This is a genomic window from Shewanella sp. MMG014, assembly GCF_018100775.1.
In the GTDB taxonomy this organism is placed as follows: domain Bacteria; phylum Pseudomonadota; class Gammaproteobacteria; order Enterobacterales; family Shewanellaceae; genus Shewanella; species Shewanella japonica.
On record NZ_JAGJDZ010000001.1, the window covers coordinates 524,284 to 543,630 of the forward strand.

Here is a 19,347-nt window from a genome sequence, read left to right on the forward strand (position 1 = left end):
TTTACTACATTAACTGGAGCTATTTTTGGACGCTATTTCTACCAGCGCACTCTTCCTTTCTCTTCTGGTATTAATCCTAATCTCAGCTTACTTTTCAGGCTCAGAGACGGCGATGATGACATTAAATCGTTATCGACTTCGCCATCTTGCCGCAAATGGTCATAAAGGGGCACAACGTGCCCTAAAAATGTTGGAGCGACCAGACAGGCTTATTGGTTTAATTCTTATCGGTAATAACCTCGTTAACATTCTTGCCTCAGCAATCGCTACGATCATTGGAATACGCTTGTTTGGTGATGTGGGCGTTGCCATTGCCACAGGTGTTCTCACATTAGTGGTACTGATTTTTGCAGAAGTAACCCCAAAAACCGTTGCAGCCTTACACCCTGAAAAAATTGCTTTTCCATCAAGCTGGCTGTTACGTGCCCTACTCTCAGTATTATGGCCATTTGTTAAAGCGATTAACTTAATCACTTCTGGTTTTCTTCGCTTACTCGGCATTAAAAATATCAGTGTAAATGATGCCTTAAGCCAAGAAGAGTTAAGAACTGTTGTTCATGAAGCTGGCGCCCTTATTCCACAACGACATCAAGAGATGCTGATATCGATTTTAGACTTAGAAAAAGTCACGGTAGAAGACATTATGATCCCTCGTTCAGATATTTACGCAATCAATGTCAATGATGATTTTAAAACCATCAATAAACAAGTCACCCAAAGCCCACACACAAGGGTTTTGGTATATCGAGATAATATTGATGATGCTGTCGGGTTTATTCATTTACGTGATGCATTACGCCTGCAATCAAAAGAAGAATTCAGCAAGTCATCGCTATTAAGAGCCGTTAAAGAGTTATACTTCATCCCTGAAGGCACTCCTCTGACTGTTCAGCTATCGAATTTTCAGCAAAACAAAGAGCGTTTTGGATTAGTTGTTGATGAATATGGCGATATACAAGGCTTAGTCACCCTTGAAGATATTTTAGAGGAAATTGTCGGCGACTTTACCACTTCGATGATTACCACTGCCAGCGAAGACATTGATATTCAACAAGATGGTAGCTTCATTATTGATGCCACAATCAACATTCGTGATTTAAATAAAGAAATGAAGTGGGACTTTTCGACAGAGGGACCAAAAACGCTGAATGGAATCATTATTGAGTACCTTGAAGATATCCCTGATGCAGGTACCAGTTTAACGATTGATAGCTACCATATCGAAGTCATAGATGTCTCAGATAATATGATAAAAACGGTTAAGGTCATTCCATTAGTGAAAGAAACCACCAATGAGGAAGCTGAAGAGTAAAACACCAACGCTTTCTTCATCCCATAAATAAAGGCGCAAAATGCGCCTTTATTTATGGGAGAACGGCGGCGTTTACGCTGCTTGTTTTCTTTTTGCCTCAAGTGCGCGACGTTTATCTCGGGCAATCGGCGTAATCTCTTGCTCTAGTGCTTTATTCATACCCAGCATAAAGTACAGTTCAGCCATTAAAAAAAACGGACCTATTAATAACTGATTCAAATCATCAATAAAAGCAGGTTTTGCTTTTTCGTATTTATGACCAATAAACTGAATTACCCAACCAATAAAAAATGCGCCAACGCCAATCATCCATGCGCCATTAATTTGTGACACTAATGAGGATGTGATTAACACAGGAATAATAAAAATCGTCAAACCTAAGGCTAACCCTCTGTGTAATATAAAGTAGTAAACTAAAGTGCCTATGGCGAATAGAGTAGCTACGTTCAGCTTAATCCCCTCTTCAGCGAATAAGACAAAATTAACAGGAATAAGATTAAGCAACAAAAAGACTGACCAAATAATTAACGGTACACCGACGAAGTGGGTTCGAATGTTTTTTGGGTTTAAATGCACACTTTTATAGGTTGCGAGCTGTTCTACGGCCGATTTCATCTTGAGTCCTTATTATCATTATTATGTAACACCTTGTTAACTTACCTCAAGTTAGCAGTGGAGCTCAAGCTCTAGGTTTTTCAATCAATACATTTAGACTAGTTATTTAATTTTCAGCACAAATAAAAAAAGCGCCGAAGCGCTTTTATAAAAACTAAAATGAGTTGTTGACGATACAACTCGTTAGGACTCAATAACCACGGTAGCAACTGCGTAGTGCTGCTCATCAGCAATTGTCAGATGCCCGCTTGTGGCGCCGAGTTCATGCATTCGTGCAAGCGCCCCGTCAGTAAAGCTCACTTGCGGTGCACCACTATCGTTATTACTGATGTGAATATGCTGAAACGATACACCTCGGCCAATACCTGTACCTAATGCTTTTGCTGCCGCTTCTTTTGCAGCAAATCGCTTTGCAAGAAAGCGATGAGGCGCACTTGAGGCTATATACACTTGTAACTCTACCGGTGTGAGTACTCGCTTTGCCAGCTTATCTCCCAAACGGGCATACTGCTGTTCAATGCGATTGATTTCAACAATATCTGTGCCAAGTCCCTTGATTGCCATTACTCGCCTCTGCGACCTTCTAGCATCAGTTTCTTCATATCTTTAACTGCGACAGCTAAACCATCAATTGCAGCTCTAGCAATCACTGCATGACCAATATTAAGCTCATATAGTTCAGGAATAGCAGCAATCGCTTTGACATTGTGATAATGCAAACCGTGTCCCGCATTCACAACTAAGCCCTTGCTATGCGCATACTTAGCCATTTCAGTGATACGAGCTAACTCCAATGCTTGTTCTTCATCAGTTTTAGCATCAGCATAGCAACCGGTATGAATTTCAATATATGGAGCACCAGAGGCCACAGCTGCATCGATTTGCGCTTTATCAGCATCAATAAATAAAGACACCTTAATCCCATGGCCTGCTAAACGCGTCACTGCATCAGTGATTTTATCCATCTGACCGGCAACATCTAAACCACCTTCAGTCGTTAACTCTTCACGCTTTTCTGGAACTAAACACGCATAAGCGGGTTTAACATCGCAGGCGATAGAAATCATTTCTTCAGTCACAGCAAATTCAAAATTCATTCTGGTTTTTAGCGTCTTTGCTAAAAGATATACATCTCGGTCAACAATGTGGCGACGGTCTTCTCTTAAGTGAATAGTAATACCATCTGCACCTGCATGTTCTGCGACTGCTGCTGCATGTACAGGATCAGGATAATCTGTACCACGCGCTTGTCGTAGAGTAGCAATATGGTCGATGTTAATTCCTAATAAAATTCCACTCACGGTAGCGCTCCTTAATCACAATAATATTTAGCGTAAATGGGTTATTAACCTCATTCACCTAGCTTAAATGACTTCTATAAATTCACTTAGCTTATTTTTTAATAAATAGTTTTCTACTTAGTAATGGCTTTGTCCCCAATAACGGTGACAAAAGTAATCTCATTAGCCCTTTTGCTTGTACCAAGTTTTCAGGCGTCAATGTCTTAGCTTTAAGGTTAATCAGCATTTCGCCTGATAACAGTTGCTTACTGTGGGTAATATGCGTGCTCGCTTGCTGAGCAACAGGTAAAAAACCTTCATCAGCGATAATACGGTAACTCATCACCGGTTCAATTTTTTCACCTTGAGTATCATAATCTAATGAAGGTAACGCCCCTAGTTCGGCTAATAATTCCATTTCAAAATATCGCAGATGCTCGGAGCTAAATTCGCTCGCAAGCGACATAATGCAACGGTGATAATGAATAAATAGACCTTCTGCATGTTGCCCTGAATCAAGCACCCTTACTAACAACTCATTAAGATACATCGCGGAATACAAGCTGGTAGAAGTTAACGGTAATGCAGGGGCAGCAGGCTCTATTTGGGTTATAAATTTAAGGCTTGAATCTGAAGTGTCAGATTTTGAATTGAATTGAAATATCAGTGGCTGAAAAGGTTGAATGATACTTTTAAGGTTTTTTTTACCGCTGCCCACCCGAACAAGTGCATCTATGCGACCAACACCATCGACTAACAGATTAACAATCACACTGGATTCTCTGTATGGTCGATGATGAAGTATATATCCGCGTAACATGTTAGTTATGAACAGCGTAAAACAAAACTGGTACTGACACTTGGTTAGTCTTCGCCATAGCCTAAACTGCGAAGTGCACGCTCATCGTCAGCCCAACCCGATTTAACTTTGACCCAAATTTCGAGGAAGACTTTATTATCAAACAAGGTTTCCATGTCTAATCTAGCTTGGGTGGCAATTGTACGAATACGCTCACCTTTATTACCAATTACCATGCGTTTTTGGCCTGTGCGTTCCACAAGGATTAGCGCATTGATTTGATAAACACCGTTATCCATCATCTTAAATTGTTCAATTTCAACGGTAGCATCGTAAGGTAACTCGTCACCTAAAAAGCGCATGAGTTTTTCACGAACAATTTCAGATGCCATAAAACGCTGAGAGCGATCTGTCACATAGTCTTCAGGGAAGTAAAACTGCCCCTCAGGTAACGAGGCTTGCGCTAAATCTAAAATGCGCTGCACATTGGTACCTTTGGTTGCAGATATTGGCAATATCTCATCAAAGGTAAACTTTTCAGACAGCTCAGCTAGATAAGGAAATAATGCTTCTTTATCTTTAATATTATCGACTTTGTTAATGGCTAAAACCGTTTTACGCTTACCACTACCTTGCTGCAGCTTATTAAGCACCATTTCGTCATCTTCAGTCCAAGTCATACCATCAACAACAAATACAACCATAGACACATCAGCAAGAGAACTGGCAGCAGCACGGTTCATTAAACGGTTAATAGCGCGTTTTTCATCAATATGAAGACCTGGGGTATCAATAAAGATGATTTGTTTCTCTTCATCAGTATGAATACCCATAATACGGTGACGAGTTGTCTGAGGCTTTTTAGAAGTAATACTGACCTTCTGCCCAAGCAACTTGTTTAATAGTGTAGATTTACCTACATTTGGTCGACCGACAATTGCAACCATGCCACAAAAAGTCACTTCATATTTGGCTTTTGCAGCTGGTGCAGCACCGTTCATCCTTGCCAATAATTCATCTAAGCTTGGCTCTACTGGCGAGCTTTCTGGCAAGTCTGTTTTTTTGGTCATTTATTAATTAACTCCAATACCTGAGCGGCTGCAAGCTGCTCAGCTTTTCTTCTTGAAGTACTGACACCCGTCACTACTTTATCTAATTCAGAAATACGACATTCGACCGTGAACGTCTGATTATGCGCATCACCTTTTACATCAACCACATTATATTCGGGCAACGGCTTTTTATAGCCTTGCAAGTACTCTTGCAAAATGGTTTTAGGATCTTTTTGATTTATACCAGGTTTAATCTCAGCTAATCGTTGCTTATACCATGTCAGTAGTAAGCGTCGACACGTTTCGATATCGGCATCCAGGTATATCGCACCGATGATGGCTTCTACAGCATCGGCTAAAATAGATTCCCGTCTAAAACCACCGCTTTTTAACTCACCAGGCCCTAAATAAAGGTAATCACCTAATTTAAACTCTTTTGCAATCACGGTTAACGTTTCACCTTTCACTAAGGTTGAACGCATACGGCTTAAGTCGCCTTCTGTGACTTTCGGAAACTGGTGATATAAAGCATCAGATATCACAATAGATAAAATCGAATCACCTAGGAACTCCAAACGCTCATTATGCTTTGATGATGCGCTACGATGAGTTAAAGCATGAGTCAGTAAATCTATATTCTTGAACTCATAACCTAATGTGCGACATAAACGGGGTAAATTTTTAATTGGTTCCATTACTTAATCGCACCTACTCTGTCAAAACGAACACCTGTTGGCACCCAAGTTGGTAACCAACTACTAGCAGGACGTTCAAACTCAAAGCTTATCCAAATCGCAACCGCTTTACCGACTAAATTGGCTTCAGGAACAAAGCCCCAAAAACGGCTATCTGTACTGTTGTCACGGTTATCACCAATGGCAAAATATTGTCCTTCAGGGACAATAAATTCGCCTACTGCTGTACCAGGCTGTTCAAAGAAGTGATTACTAAAGTCAGGGCGCGAAGGATTAATTAAAATATCATGTTCAACGTCGCCTAATTGCTCAGTGTAACGAGATAAAGGAATGCCTTCTTGAGTAAACTCACCACGATTAACACTGCTTAACTTAATCGCTTTAGCACCAGGACACGCTGACTTATCTTCACATTTAGGTTGAATCAGAAACTGTTTATTTTGGTAAACAACTCTGTCGCCCGGTAAACCGATAACTCTTTTAATATAGTCGATTTCTGGTTGTTTAGGGTATTTGAATACAAACACATCACCGCGTTCTGGTTCGCCTGTTTCAACTAATTTGCTGCGCCAAACAGGATCTCGCAAACCATAACTGAATTTTTCAACCAAGATAAAATCACCAACAAGCAGTGTCGGTTTCATAGAGCCTGAAGGAATTTGAAACGGTTCATAAATGAATGAGCGAAGGATCAATACAAAGGCAATCACAGGGAAGATAGAGTGTGCAAATTCAACGACCACTGATTCACGTGTGATATTTTCTTTTGCTTCGTCTGATAAATCAGGCGTTTGCGCTTCAGCCAGTGCTAACTTTTCACGTCGTTTAGGGGCGAAGGCTATTACGTCAACAAGCCAAATTAGGCCGCTGACTAAGGTTACAATAACTAATATAAGAGAAAAATGGGCTGCCATTAGGGTTTAAGCTCCTGCCTTAACACTGTATATAGTTCAGTGTATGACACTAATAAAAAGTGATTATCCTATGTCGTGCTGTTAGGTTCACTCTGAGTAATGTTACAAAGTATATAAAATCACTTCATATGGAAAATTAACTTTTGCTCATCAAACGATAAAAACGATTATTAATGCCGGTTAATAATCATTTTTTAACTCACGTTTTTAATGATTTTTTAATAGCAACGCCGCAAGCAGCGGCGTTGTTATCACTCTTCATGTTAAATCAGTTTTCACCGACAAATTAAGAGCTTAGTCATTCAACTTTAACACGGCTAAGAACGCTTCTTGAGGCACTTCGACGTTACCGACTTGCTTCATACGTTTCTTACCATCTTTTTGTTTCTGTAAGAGTTTCTTCTTACGTGAAACATCGCCGCCGTAACACTTAGCCGTTACGTCTTTACGCATTGCTTTGACGTTAGAACGGGCAATAATTTGGCTACCAACAGCGGCTTGAATCGCAATATCAAACATTTGTCTTGGAATAAGCTCTTTCATCTTATCCACAAGCGCTAAACCACGATGGCGAATATTAGAACGGTGAATAACCATAGCTAACGCATCAACGCGGTCGCCATTAATCATGATATCTAAACGTACCATGTCAGCAGGCTCAAAGCGGATGAAGTTATACTCAAGCGATGCATAACCACGACTGGTAGACTTAAGGCGATCGAAGAAGTCCATAACCACTTCTGCCATTGGCAGTTCATAAGTCACAGATACTTGATTACCGTGATAAACCATATTGGTTTGTACACCACGCTTTTCAATACACAAGGTGATGACGTTACCTAAGTACTCTTTTGGTACAAGCATGTTTGCTTCTACGATAGGTTCACGGATTTCAGCAATGTTATTGATCGGCGGTAAATCTGATGGATTATCCACATACAAGATTTCACCGCGTGTCATCTCAACTTCATAAACTACTGTTGGAGCTGTGGTGATTAAATCTAGATTGTATTCACGCTCTAGACGTTCTTGAATGATTTCCATGTGCAATAAGCCAAGGTAACCAATACGGAAACCAAAGCCTAATGCTGAAGATGATTCTGGCTCGAAGAATAATGACGCATCATTCAAGCTTAATTTATTCAATGCCTCACGGAAACTTTCGTATTCATCGGTAGAAATTGGGAATACACCAGCATAAACCTGCGGCGTAACCTTTTTAAAACCAGGAAGCGGCTCTTCTGCACCGTGCTTAGCATGGGTCAAGGTATCACCGACTGGAGCGCCGTGAATCTCTTTAATACCAGAGATGACAAAACCCACTTCGCCCGCTTTAAGCTCTGGGGTGTCAGTTTGTTTTGGCGTAAAAATACCTACGCGATCAGCATTGTAGTTCTGACCGGTTGACATGACTTTAAACTTATCGCCTTTCTTCAATACGCCATGTTTAATACGCACTAAAGAGACAACGCCTAAGTAGCTGTCGAACCAAGAGTCAATAATAAGCGCTTGAAGTGGTGCATCAATGTCACCTTCAGGCGGTGGAATGTCTGAAACGATTGTTTCGAGTACATCCTTAATACCAATACCCGTTTTCGCTGAACAGCGAACAGCTTCCATAGCGTCGATGCCGACAATGTCTTCAATCTCTGCAGCTACACGCTCAGGATCAGCTTGAGGTAGGTCGATTTTATTTAAAATCGGCACCACGTCTAAGTCCATTTCTAAAGCGGTATAACAGTTAGCAAGAGTTTGGGCTTCGACACCTTGGCCAGCGTCAACAACTAATAATGCACCTTCACATGCAGCAAGTGAGCGTGATACTTCGTAAGAGAAGTCAACGTGACCTGGTGTGTCAATGAAGTTCAGTTGATAGGTTTCGCCATCATCAGCTTTATAGTCGAGTGTAACACTCTGTGCTTTAATGGTAATACCACGCTCACGTTCGATATCCATAGAATCGAGAACCTGAGCGGCCATTTCACGGTCTGATAAACCACCACAAAATTGGATAAGGCGATCAGACAATGTAGATTTGCCATGGTCGATATGGGCAATAATTGAGAAGTTTCTAATGTGTTTCATTTGGCTGAAATGACTACTACTAAAATGATGGAAATAATGGTGCCAAATTGTACCTGAATAAGGGGTTAATACCAATCAGAATAAATGACACTGTAGAAATGAATATAAAAAAGCACCTAATAACGGATAAGAATGCGCATTTAACCGCGTTGCAAACTCACACCTTGGCCCAAGTAAGCAGTAATAACTGGGGTGGATTCAGCTTCTAACTTTGATGCTTGTCGCTTACCAAGAAGCCACGCGCCTATTCCACCTAAGGCTCCCATAACTATCGAGCTGTAGTCAGGGTTAATCAGTAGTAAATGGCTAAACCAAAGTCCTATTAACGCACCGATAAACAATCCGATTAAAGGGAAAATATAAACTAATAATGCGGCCTTAAGAATCACGCTCTCTGGCAGCGCAAGTTTGAGTAAATCCCCTACTTCACAAGCTTTGTCACTCTTAAGGGAAAACTGTTGGCGCTTAATAGAAAAAGCTTTAGCCACAGTCGAAGTGCCACAATTTTCATTATTTGAACAATGATTACAGGCACTTTTAAGTTCAATTTCAACCGTTACCCACCCCGTTTCATCATATGCAATAACGGTCGCCACTTCTTCTAGCATAGATTGTGATAGTGATGTAGAACGACTTGCATCAAGCAACTCGTTTGATTCAAGCTGCGTTGACGCATTGTCATTTGGGGTAGTTTTTGGTGGCTTAGATTGATTGGCCATAATCTTACTTATTTTAAGATAAGACTTTTAGCGATACGGTTTAAGGTATCAGAAGGCACTTTACCGACAGCAACAACTTCAACATTACCGACTTGCTCAACCACCATGGTTAAGCCATTACGTGTAATCAACTCATCAGGCATAGGGCTGTCCCCCATTCTGGCAACATACACAGAGATATTGACTAAGCCGTCTGTCAATGCGATATATTCAACCGACTCGTCGCTACCTAACAAGCGGTGATGGTCCTTAACCACCATATGGAAACCTGCGGGCAACCAGCTAAATTGCCAATTTTGGCCAGCAATACGCTCAGCAGGATTCATCACTGGCGGCAAGCCCTGACGTTCAGCTTCAATTAAAATACTGGCAGGTTCATTAAGTTCTAATAGTTCAATCACCATCATTTGCTCAATCAATTGTTTATCTTGATTGATCATGTCATAACGAAGTGGCAGACGGGTTTCCATATCAATCCAAATCTGAGACATGAACCTATGCTCATCAACAGGCATGATTCTAATCATTTGACCTGGACGCCCAGCAATGCGGCTGCGACCTCCGAGCACAAATTGGTAGCCACGCTCAAGTGATGCTACATCTGTCGCAAAAATCGTTGGCCAAATCCCTTGAATACGGGGGGCATTGATACTGTATGCAGGTTGATCATGTTCGATAAACGTCACGGTATCAGCTACTCGCACAGCATTTTTAGGAGGACCATTCAAATATTCTAAAAATGCGACTTCTTTGTCGTTAACCGTTCCGTGTAGATAAACGAGAGGACGGATATGATCCGCTTGTAACTGGATAATGGAAGATTTGTATTGTTTGGTTTGAAGTGCTTGGCTCATACTTTCAAGCCAAGCTTTCGCAGACATTTCTTCTTCGGGGATACCTTCTGCTGCAACAGGGAATACCATTGCAGCAAATACTAACAGGATTAGACGCAAGCTAACTCCAGATTAATTATTAATGTTGTTATCAGTATCGTTATTGTGCTGTACAACAACACCTGAATTCAACCTTTGTTGTAGCATGTGGTCCTGAATATATGAATTTATTCTGCGACGTTGCTCTACAACATTATCATTGTTTACAGCCGACTGACTCTGTACTGCACCTGTTTGCAAGCTTACTGGAGAAGCGGTACCAATCAATGGACGAGTATTCAGTACTGGTAGCGGCGAATCAGCATTTTGATCTTGACCGTAATTTTGTACACCAACAATTGCAACCATAGCAACTGTAGCCGCAATCGCATACTGGCCAAATTGCTTGAAGAAAGGAACAACATTGTCCTTCTTGGTTTCTACTTCTGTGACTTTTTCATCATGCTGAGAAACGGTATCAGTTTGCGGTGCAATTATCGCAGGTTCGAGTTCGATAGCAGCAGCAATGCTTGCTGTTAGATCTAAATCAATTGTCTGCGGTAACTCTCCGCGCATAGCATCACCAATCATGTGATAGTTTTGCCATTGCTTATGTGAGCTTTCGTCTGCTGATAACTCTGCTAATGTTTTAGCATCAACTTCGCCATCAACTGCTGATGAAACCCATTCTTGACCTGATTTAAGCATTTTTCACCTGTGTCAATAAAGACTATTACTGTTCCAGCAAAGGCTGGAGTTTCTTATCGATTGATTCCCTAGCACGGAAGATACGTGATCTTACTGTACCAACAGGACAATCCATGATGTTGGCAATATCTTCGTAACTCATACCATCAAGTTCACGTAAAGAAATTGCTATCTTCAATTCTTCTGGCAACGTTTCTAAGGTTTCAAAAATCACCTTATTAATTTCATCAGACAAAACGAGACGTTCTGGTGATGCAAATTCTTTTAATGCATCGCTGCCTTCATAGTATTCAGCTTCTTCTGCATCAACACTGTTAGCCGGTGTTTTTCTGCCTTGAGAAACCAAATGGTTTTTTGCAGTGTTTACTGCAATGCGATACAACCATGTGTAAAAAGCACTTTCACCACGAAAATTAGGTAATGCACGGTAAGCTTTAATAAAGGCTTCTTGTGCCACATCACTGATGTCTGCTTGATTTCTGATATAGCGTGAGATCAAGCTCATTACTTTATTTTGGTATTTCTGTACTAACAGATTAAATGCGTTTTTATCGCCACGTTGTACACGCTCAACTAACTGTTGATCACTTATTTGTCCACTCATCCGAGCCGACTACTCCTAAATCTATAATACTGATTTCTCAGTCGCTCGAATCATATTCACATTAAAGTAGACTCGCATGCTTTGAAAAAGTTCGATATTGAATGAAAAAAATTTAATTTTTTATAAAAAATGGCTAAATCTCGCTTAATAGTAATGTCTCAGTACCCAATAAAGCGGTTTTGATTTACCATTATAGAACCATATTAAGTCACCCATGATACCTTATGAAACAAGCAGTTGAACACCAATCTGATATTTTGGTTATAGGTAGTGGTGCAGCAGGACTCACGCTTGCACTCCATCTAGCTGAAAAGTCACAAGTTATTCTCCTTTCGAAAGGACCTTTAGCTGAAGGCTCAACCTATTATGCACAAGGCGGAATCGCCTCTGTATTTGATGAATCAGATACGATTGAGTCACATGTGAGCGACACGCTTATCGCTGGTGCAGGGCTTTGTGACAAAGATGTGGTGACTTATACCGCTGAGAATGCCAAAGAGTCGATGAAATGGCTAATTCAATGCGGCGTTGCTTTTGATAAAGAAGAAACCAGTGACGGCGACCAAAGTTCAGCACCTTATCATCTAACTCGAGAAGGTGGTCATAGTCATCGACGTATTCTTCACTCTGCTGATGCAACGGGTAAAGCGGTCCAAACGACACTTCAAGATCAGGCATTAGCGCATCCGAACATCAAGGTACTAGAGCGTTATAACGCCATTGATTTAATTACGACGAGAAAGCTTAATCGCCCTGGAAATCGTGTTGTTGGCGCATATGTATGGAATCGAGATGCTGAGCACGTTGAAACTGTCACAGCCAAGTTTGTCGCGATTGCCACAGGTGGAAGCTCGAAAGTTTATCAATATACCTCAAATCCCGATATTGCCAGTGGTGATGGTATTGCCATGGCTTGGCGTGCTGGGTGCCGTGTAGCGAATATGGAGTTTAATCAATTCCACCCAACTTGCTTATATCATGCTGATGCTCGCAACTATCTGCTTACTGAAGCTTTACGTGGCGAAGGTGCTTACTTAAAACGTCCCGATGGCACACGCTTCATGCCTGAGTTTGACGAACGCGCCGAACTTGCCCCCCGCGATATTGTTGCCCGTGCCATAGATTATGAAATGAAGCGTTTAGGTGCCGATTGCTTGTACCTTGATATAAGCCATAAGCCTGCCGACTTTGTCATCAAGCATTTTCCTACCATACATAAACGATGTTTAGAGTTTGGCATCGATATCACAAAGGATCCTATTCCTGTGGTACCAGCGGCGCATTATACCTGTGGTGGTGTAATGACTGACTTACACGGTCAGACAGACATCAATGGTTTATATGCCATTGGTGAAGTGGCCTACACTGGACTGCATGGCGCGAATCGCCTTGCGAGTAATTCGTTATTAGAATGTTTAGTTTTTGCCCGTGCTGCTGCACAAGATATTGAAAGTTTACTCAGTAAAATTCCAGCCCCAGGTCCCGTACCCCATTGGGATGAAAGCCAAGTCAGTAATTCAGATGAAGAAGTGGTTATCGCCCATAACTGGCATGAGTTAAGATTATTCATGTGGGATTACGTCGGTATTGTTCGTACCGATAAAAGGCTAGAACGAGCATTACGACGTTGCGCCATGCTACAACAAGAAATTCAAGAGTATTACAGTAACTTTAGGGTGAGTAATAACTTACTAGAGTTACGTAATTTAGTTCAAGTTGCTGAATTAATTATTCGCTGCGCCATGGAGCGAAAAGAAAGCCGCGGCCTGCACTATAATGCTGATTACCCAGAGCAATTAGATAATCCTCAGCCGACAATTTTACAACCAGAGCGATAATCGAAGCTCGTAATGCTGGCTTGTTTCACTGTTAAAATAAGCCAGCGTTCTATAGTAAACAGCTATCGCAAACTACTAGCCCATTTAATGTCAAAGCGTAGACTGCAGTTTTACTAACTCCCTACACAAACTTCTGTACTCTTTATCACTCAACATATCTGACCAAACAATTACTAACTGCCTGGTCTTTTTAAGCTTGTTAGCCGCCGTCATGTCGAACTCAATAAATATTACGGATGCAAAAACAGTCACAATTGGCGCTCGCCATTGAATAAATTCATATTGATGATTTAGCTTCCCCACACCTTGTTCTAGTAACACAAATTGAGTGTGAAATTGGCGTAACGTAAACAAATGCTGAATGAAAAAAATCAATGCTATTGTCAGCGTTAGTGCAAATATAAGCTGATAAGCCCAATGATGGATATCCGGCCAAAGTATAAAACTCGTCAAACAAATAGCGATAAGCACAAGGTGAGAAAGCACTTGGCTGAATGAGGTTGTTAACGTGAACGGCATAAAATAATCCTGAAATTAAGCCCGAAATTAATCAGGCTATCTAGGAGTCTCATGGCGAATAAATGGATAGAATGTTTAAGGTTGAGGACGACCACGGACAGTATTGACCATTTCTCTTAGCGCTGGGTCGGGGCAAACCTCGTGGCCCATAAACCATGCAAATAATTCCGGATCTTCACATGCCAGTAAGTCTATGAAGGTTTGTTTATCGGTATCGGAAAGTGTTTCATATTGTGAATCAACAAAAGGTTGAAACAAGACATCTAACTCTAACATCCCACGACGACAAGCCCAACGAACTCTAGCAATATTCATTAATTCCAACGCTATTCTCCTAACATCTTCTGCGGATACTTTATCTTTGATGCGAACTTCTGTATTCAACATCTTGTATTTGGGGATCGACACCTGCAAATAAATCGGTAAAGTCAGTGTCTAAAAGACGCTGAACTGCCGGATGCTGAATCATTCGCTCAGCAAACATCACATGATATTCTTCATGTATATCTTCAGTTTCACCAATCAAAACCATGCCTTGGGACAGTATATCATGTCGATAAATAGATGGAGCGACAAAAATTCCTCGCTGGAATAAACCAAATGCTTTCATCATCGCAGCATCATCGAATTCACCAAGAATACTGACATCAAGGTTTTTTTCAGCAAACCATCGATGTAACTGCTGACCTAGCGATGTTCTTTTACCTGGAATAAGTAACTTTTCTTGCTCTAAACATGCAGGGAAGTCTAAAGATGATTTAGATGCCGCAAAAAAGCTGATGCCGCACTGCCCTAGTTTCTTAGATAAAATCTCAGGATATTTTAAAGATTCACCTGCCGAGTCAGATAAAATCATATCCAACTTGTGTTCTCGTAAGCGTTGAATGAGGTTTTCATGGGTCGATTCATAACAACTTAGGTGCATTGAGCCATCATTTGGAATGACAGTCAGTAAGACCCGACTCGCAAGCGCTTTTGATAGAGCAGCAGCAAAGCCAACTTCAAATAGAATTGATTCGTCTTTTTGGTAAGCCAGTAAATCCAGCATCTCATAACTCAAGCTATACATTTTGTCTGCATAGCGAAATACCAATTCACCAAGTTCAGTGGGTTCTAGCGAGCGGCCGACTCGTTTAAATAGACTACCGTTAAGACGATCTTCTAATGAGCGGATTTGACCTGTTATGGTCTGAGGTGCGAGACATAAAGCTTCGGCGGCCTTAGCCACCGAACCTTTCTTTCTAACCATCCAAAAATAATATAGATGGTTATAATTTAAATGTTGCATGTAAATAAACCAGCTAAGAGCGTTGGTTTATTTTAATCGCTGACAGTCCAACAAGCTATCAATTAATATCGATAACTCATTTAAGTTGTTAACGTTTTTAGCGGCGGTTTGTTCCTGAATAGCTAAAACGATTTCATCTTTATGCGGTTTTCTGTCTGCACAATAACTGCGATTAGCCTCTTGATAACGTTTTCCAGCTCGATATTTAAGTGCACGAGACTCATATCCACTATCAGCTTCAAGACGGCTACTTGATGCATCAGTGTGATACATCAACGCACCATCTACAACGCCGTCTAAATAACTTTTACATTCGCTTGACTCAACGTTTGCTTGGCAAACATTAAACGAGGTTGCTTGAGCGGGTGCGGCAATCACACCCATTGCTAAGGCTAACATCAACAGTTTTGTTTTCATTTTTGCTCCGATACTACTTTGCTTCAGCTTTAGCTTTAGGAAGTACTTTATCAAGCCATACATAACCGATAACCGCAGCTAGCATAGATCCCATTAGAATACCTAAGCGAGCAAAGTCACCTAATTGTGCAGGGGCCGATTCGAATGCAAGTGATGAAATAAACACTGACATAGTGAAACCAATACCACACATAATTGAAACAGGGATAATTTGATTCCAGCTAATCCCAGGAGGTAGCTCAGCTAATTTTAGTTTTACAGCAACAAAGCTAAACAGTAATACACCTACAGGCTTACCAAGTAGCAGACCTAAAATAATACCGATAGTCACAGGCTCTGCTAATGAAGTGATGCTCATTCCCGATAGCGATAGACCAGCATTAGCGAACGCGAACACAGGTAAAATAAAGAATGTACTCCATGGGTGCAAACTATGCTCTAAGTGCTCTGAAGGAGATGAGCCATCTTTAGCTCGCAGCGGAATACAGAATGCGATAATGACACCAGCCAAAGTCGCGTGTACACCAGACTTAAGTACAGCTACCCAAAGGATAACGCCTAACAAACCATAAGGGATTAACGAGCTAACACCTTTACGATTTAGCGCTACCATTAATGTGATAGAAATAGCAGCAACAATTAAACTTGTCATTGATAAATCAGCACTGTAGAACAATGCAATAATCACAATAACACCTAAGTCATCCATAATAGCTAGGGCTAATAAAAAGACTTTAAGAGCAACAGGCACACGGCTACCAAGTAAGGCCATAATACCCAATGCAAAGGCGATATCTGTTGCAGCTGGAATAGCCCAACCAACCTGAGTAACAGGATCTGAGTAGTTAAATGCTAGATAAAATAAAGCTGGAAATACCATGCCACCAACAGCAGCAAAAGTTGGTAATGAAGCTTTAGCAACACTAGATAGTGCGCCTTCTAATAATTCACGCTTTACTTCTAAACCAATCAATAAGAAGAAAAGTGCCATCAAACCATCGTTAATCCATAATAATAATGGCTTATCAATATCTAATGAACCTATACGCACTTGGACTTCTGTATCAAGGAATCCACTGTATAAACCAGCTAATGGCGAGTTTGCCATTAACATAGCCAGTGCTACAGAGATCATTAAAATGATACCCCCTGCAGATTCTTGACTTAAGAAATTCTTAATTGCACGTTCCATAATTCACTCCAAAAAAAACAATTAATTCGAGTCTATCGGAATTTTTCAAACAATCATAATCGTTAGTTTCGCATTAATACCTCGGTATTTCCGATGTATGTATCAAAACGCAGTGAGATTAATCACACAACACCCGCTAAACGCGAAGCAGATCGACGTTTAACTCGGAATATGCGCATTATTCAAGTTTAGGCGCATATTTATTTATTCACAATAAATTACTCAACTGACGAAATAACATACATTACACTGTTTTAGCTGATGAATTATTAATAAAAAACTATCGAAAAAATCCAGCAAGAATAAAAGGCTATTTATTAACATAATCAGCCAAACAGACTTAAGCTGATATGACTACTTCCCATTGAATAACTATTAATATGAAATCAGTATAGGAATTCACTGTGAGTTTTAAACAGAAGTGAAATACAGTGTCAAAAGCGCAAAAAATGCTAACCAAGTAGGATACAACTAGTTTAGCTTGTTTTTTAGGCTTCCAGGTGCAATCTCAGACAAAAATGAAGTGAGTTAACACGAATCAGTGTAGTCGTTTATGAAGTGAATTTGAGAGAGTTTAGCTGTCATTACAGTGTAATTTACAATAACCAAATGATTTTAACGGTTTATCAAAAGTGAAAAACCGTTAATACAATGAGTTAGCTTATCTGATCAGCATTAGACCGAAAATGGATACTTAATCGCATCATGATGCTGATAACCCACAACTTCAAAATCATCCATAGTCACCCAAGTTTCTAAATCCTTAAGACTCTTAATGTCTGGGTTAATTTTTAATTGTGGTGAAGGAAATGGTTCGCGAGTTAGCTGCTCATTCTTCATTAGATCTAATTGGTCTTCGTAAATATGTGCATTAATGATTTTATGGTATGCGGTACCCGCCTTATTACCGGTAATTTGTGCCATTAATGCTAAAAAGGTAAACACTTGAATCTGATTAAAGTTAAGCCCTAATGGCACATCACACGAACGTTGATAACTCGTTAGGTGCAAAGTATCACCTAGTAATGAGAAGGTATGTGTATGCATACATGGTCTTAAACAACCCACATCAAACTCACCTGGATTATAAAATGTAATAATCTCACCACGGTCATCAACTCCTTTGGACAGGTTATCAACAATCTTGGCTAACTGATCGACAGTACCACCTGAGGTTTTCTGCCAACGTCGACCTTGAACGCCATATACCCGCCCCATATCGTCTTCTCCTTTACGATGTGGATTAGCAAGCCAGCTAGCATTATCATTCGCGTTCATATCCCAAGTTTTAGTGCCCAAAGCCCTAAAATCTGCAGCATTATCATAACCTCGAATATAGCCAATAAGCTCAGCAATCGCAGCTTTATAAAAGCTTTTACGAGTAGTAATAATTGGGAATTGGTTATTTTTAACATCGTACTCTAAATCAGCATTAATGATGGTTAAACAACGTTTTCCAGTGCGTTCATTCTCTATCCAATGACCATTGTCTACGATGTTTTGGCATAAATTTAAATACTGACGCATTGTACATTCCTATATAAAAGCTCGATAAGTTTCGGTTACCTGAAGAGACAGTCTCCGATTATTGGGTAGATGATAACAAGAATTTTATGCGGTTATCGCCATTTTTAATCCAATAACCATTAATAACAGTGCAAATATCTTTTTAAGCACAGCAGTCGGCCATACGCTTGCCATTTTTACCCCTAATGGTGCGACTAACATTGAGCTGATAATGATGCCAAACAAAGCGGGTAAGTATATAAAGCCAATGGTACCTTGGGGTAAATCAGGTGCATTTAAGCCTGCAATGATGTATCCAGTGGTACCAGCTAGTGCAATAAGACAACCCGTTACCGAAGAAAACCCTACAGCACTGCGCATTTGAATGCCGCAATAGCTCAAAAATGGCACAAACAGTACCCCACCACCAATACCCATTAATCCAGCAACGATAGCAATAATCGAGGAAACCAAAAATAACACGATAAATGCAGGTATTTGCTCATTTGCTTTAGGCTTGAATGGGAACGCCATTTGTATGGCCATAAGTATCACAAATATCGAAAATGCGGTTTGTAAATCAGCAGATGGAATTTTTTCTGAAATAAACCCAGACGCTAGTGCCCCTAACATGATACCCGGCAACATGGGTTTGAATAGATTCCATGGAACATTTCCACGTTTGTGATGAGCTAACGCAGATGAAAAAGAAGTTAAAATAATAGAGGCTAATGAGGTTGCAATAGCAACATGGGTTAACTGAGATGACTCAACACCAACCCAAGGGAGAAGATATAAAAGGGCTGGGACAATGATTAAGCCTCCGCCGATACCTAATAAGCCAGCCATGAAACCGACAAATGAGCCCAGTAACAAGCAGATTAAAAAAATCAGTAAAAGATTGTCCACAGTAAAACCTTATCCGTGTATAG

The 19,347-nt window shown here is 40.5% G+C and carries 20 protein-coding genes; 2 read left to right on the forward strand and 18 right to left on the reverse strand.

What is annotated here, in order from left to right; translation table 11 throughout:
* The first annotated feature begins 25 nt into the window (after positions 1-25).
* Positions 26-1,312 (forward strand): CNNM domain-containing protein, encoded by a 1,287-nt coding sequence (locus tag J8L86_RS02180; RefSeq protein ID WP_211028498.1) that lies wholly within the window; start codon positions 26-28, stop codon positions 1,310-1,312.
* 72 nt (positions 1,313-1,384) lie between these two features.
* Here the strand turns inward: J8L86_RS02180 and J8L86_RS02185 are convergent, their stop codons facing one another.
* The 12 genes from J8L86_RS02185 to rpoE form a co-directional block, all read right to left on the reverse strand.
* A complete protein-coding gene (locus tag J8L86_RS02185; protein WP_211028499.1) occupies positions 1,385-1,927 on the reverse strand; it encodes an Mpo1-like protein in 543 nt (180 codons plus the stop codon).
* A 183-nt stretch (positions 1,928-2,110) separates the two neighbouring features.
* Positions 2,111-2,491 carry a holo-ACP synthase gene (gene acpS, locus J8L86_RS02190; RefSeq protein WP_055025602.1) on the reverse strand — a complete coding sequence of 127 codons (381 nt, stop codon included), beginning with the start codon at positions 2,489-2,491 and terminating at the stop codon, positions 2,111-2,113.
* A complete protein-coding gene (pdxJ, locus tag J8L86_RS02195) occupies positions 2,491-3,228 on the reverse strand; it encodes a pyridoxine 5'-phosphate synthase (protein ID WP_055025601.1) in 738 nt (245 codons plus the stop codon). Before pdxJ ends, acpS begins: the two co-directional genes overlap by 1 nt.
* A gap of 91 nt (positions 3,229-3,319) precedes the next feature.
* Positions 3,320-4,027, reverse strand: a complete 708-nt coding sequence (gene recO / locus J8L86_RS02200; protein ID WP_055025600.1) for a DNA repair protein RecO — start codon at positions 4,025-4,027, stop codon at positions 3,320-3,322.
* A gap of 44 nt (positions 4,028-4,071) precedes the next feature.
* Positions 4,072-5,076, reverse strand: coding sequence for a GTPase Era (gene era / locus J8L86_RS02205; protein WP_055025599.1), 1,005 nt, complete (start codon positions 5,074-5,076; stop codon positions 4,072-4,074).
* On the reverse strand, positions 5,073-5,753 hold the full coding sequence (rnc, locus tag J8L86_RS02210; RefSeq protein ID WP_055025598.1) for a ribonuclease III: 681 nt from the start codon (positions 5,751-5,753) through the stop codon (positions 5,073-5,075). Before rnc ends, era begins: the two co-directional genes overlap by 4 nt.
* A complete protein-coding gene (lepB, locus tag J8L86_RS02215) occupies positions 5,753-6,667 on the reverse strand; it encodes a signal peptidase I (protein ID WP_065109037.1) in 915 nt (304 codons plus the stop codon). Before lepB ends, rnc begins: the two co-directional genes overlap by 1 nt.
* 294 nt (positions 6,668-6,961) lie before the next feature.
* Positions 6,962-8,752 carry a translation elongation factor 4 gene (lepA, locus tag J8L86_RS02220; RefSeq protein ID WP_055025596.1) on the reverse strand — a complete coding sequence of 597 codons (1,791 nt, stop codon included), beginning with the start codon at positions 8,750-8,752 and terminating at the stop codon, positions 6,962-6,964.
* A 140-nt stretch (positions 8,753-8,892) separates the two neighbouring features.
* Positions 8,893-9,360 carry a SoxR reducing system RseC family protein gene (locus J8L86_RS02225; protein ID WP_055025656.1) on the reverse strand — a complete coding sequence of 156 codons (468 nt, stop codon included), beginning with the start codon at positions 9,358-9,360 and terminating at the stop codon, positions 8,893-8,895.
* A gap of 119 nt (positions 9,361-9,479) precedes the next feature.
* Complete coding sequence (locus J8L86_RS02230; RefSeq protein ID WP_211028502.1) at positions 9,480-10,424, reverse strand: MucB/RseB C-terminal domain-containing protein; 945 nt, start codon at positions 10,422-10,424, stop codon at positions 9,480-9,482.
* Between the two features lie 12 nt (positions 10,425-10,436).
* Positions 10,437-11,051: an anti sigma-E factor RseA C-terminal domain-containing protein gene (locus J8L86_RS02235; RefSeq protein WP_055025594.1), complete on the reverse strand. Its 615-nt coding sequence runs from the start codon at positions 11,049-11,051 to the stop codon at positions 10,437-10,439.
* 25 nt (positions 11,052-11,076) lie between these two features.
* Positions 11,077-11,655, reverse strand: a complete 579-nt coding sequence (gene rpoE / locus J8L86_RS02240; RefSeq protein WP_055025593.1) for an RNA polymerase sigma factor RpoE — start codon at positions 11,653-11,655, stop codon at positions 11,077-11,079.
* Positions 11,656-11,879: 224 nt separating this feature from the next.
* Here rpoE and nadB point away from each other — a divergent pair, with 224 nt between their 5' ends.
* A complete protein-coding gene (gene nadB, locus J8L86_RS02245) occupies positions 11,880-13,493 on the forward strand; it encodes an L-aspartate oxidase (protein ID WP_055025592.1) in 1,614 nt (537 codons plus the stop codon).
* Between the two features lie 594 nt (positions 13,494-14,087).
* On the opposite strand, the gene J8L86_RS02250 is transcribed toward nadB, so the two are convergent.
* The 6 genes from J8L86_RS02250 to J8L86_RS02275 all read right to left on the reverse strand — a co-directional run bounded on the left by J8L86_RS02250 (position 14,088) and on the right by J8L86_RS02275 (position 19,324).
* Positions 14,088-14,336, reverse strand: coding sequence for a succinate dehydrogenase assembly factor 2 (locus J8L86_RS02250; RefSeq protein WP_119968899.1), 249 nt, complete (start codon positions 14,334-14,336; stop codon positions 14,088-14,090).
* Positions 14,337-14,367: 31 nt separating this feature from the next.
* A complete protein-coding gene (gene nhaR, locus J8L86_RS02255; protein WP_211028503.1) occupies positions 14,368-15,300 on the reverse strand; it encodes a transcriptional activator NhaR in 933 nt (310 codons plus the stop codon).
* Between the two features lie 27 nt (positions 15,301-15,327).
* Positions 15,328-15,717: a hypothetical protein gene (locus tag J8L86_RS02260; protein ID WP_065109033.1), complete on the reverse strand. Its 390-nt coding sequence runs from the start codon at positions 15,715-15,717 to the stop codon at positions 15,328-15,330.
* A 13-nt stretch (positions 15,718-15,730) separates the two neighbouring features.
* Positions 15,731-16,909, reverse strand: a complete 1,179-nt coding sequence (nhaA, locus tag J8L86_RS02265; protein ID WP_055025588.1) for a Na+/H+ antiporter NhaA — start codon at positions 16,907-16,909, stop codon at positions 15,731-15,733.
* 675 nt (positions 16,910-17,584) lie between these two features.
* Positions 17,585-18,436: a thymidylate synthase gene (locus J8L86_RS02270; RefSeq protein ID WP_065109032.1), complete on the reverse strand. Its 852-nt coding sequence runs from the start codon at positions 18,434-18,436 to the stop codon at positions 17,585-17,587.
* Between the two features lie 84 nt (positions 18,437-18,520).
* Positions 18,521-19,324 (reverse strand): sulfite exporter TauE/SafE family protein, encoded by an 804-nt coding sequence (locus tag J8L86_RS02275; protein ID WP_065109031.1) that lies wholly within the window; start codon positions 19,322-19,324, stop codon positions 18,521-18,523.
* Positions 19,325-19,347: the final 23 nt, after the last annotated feature.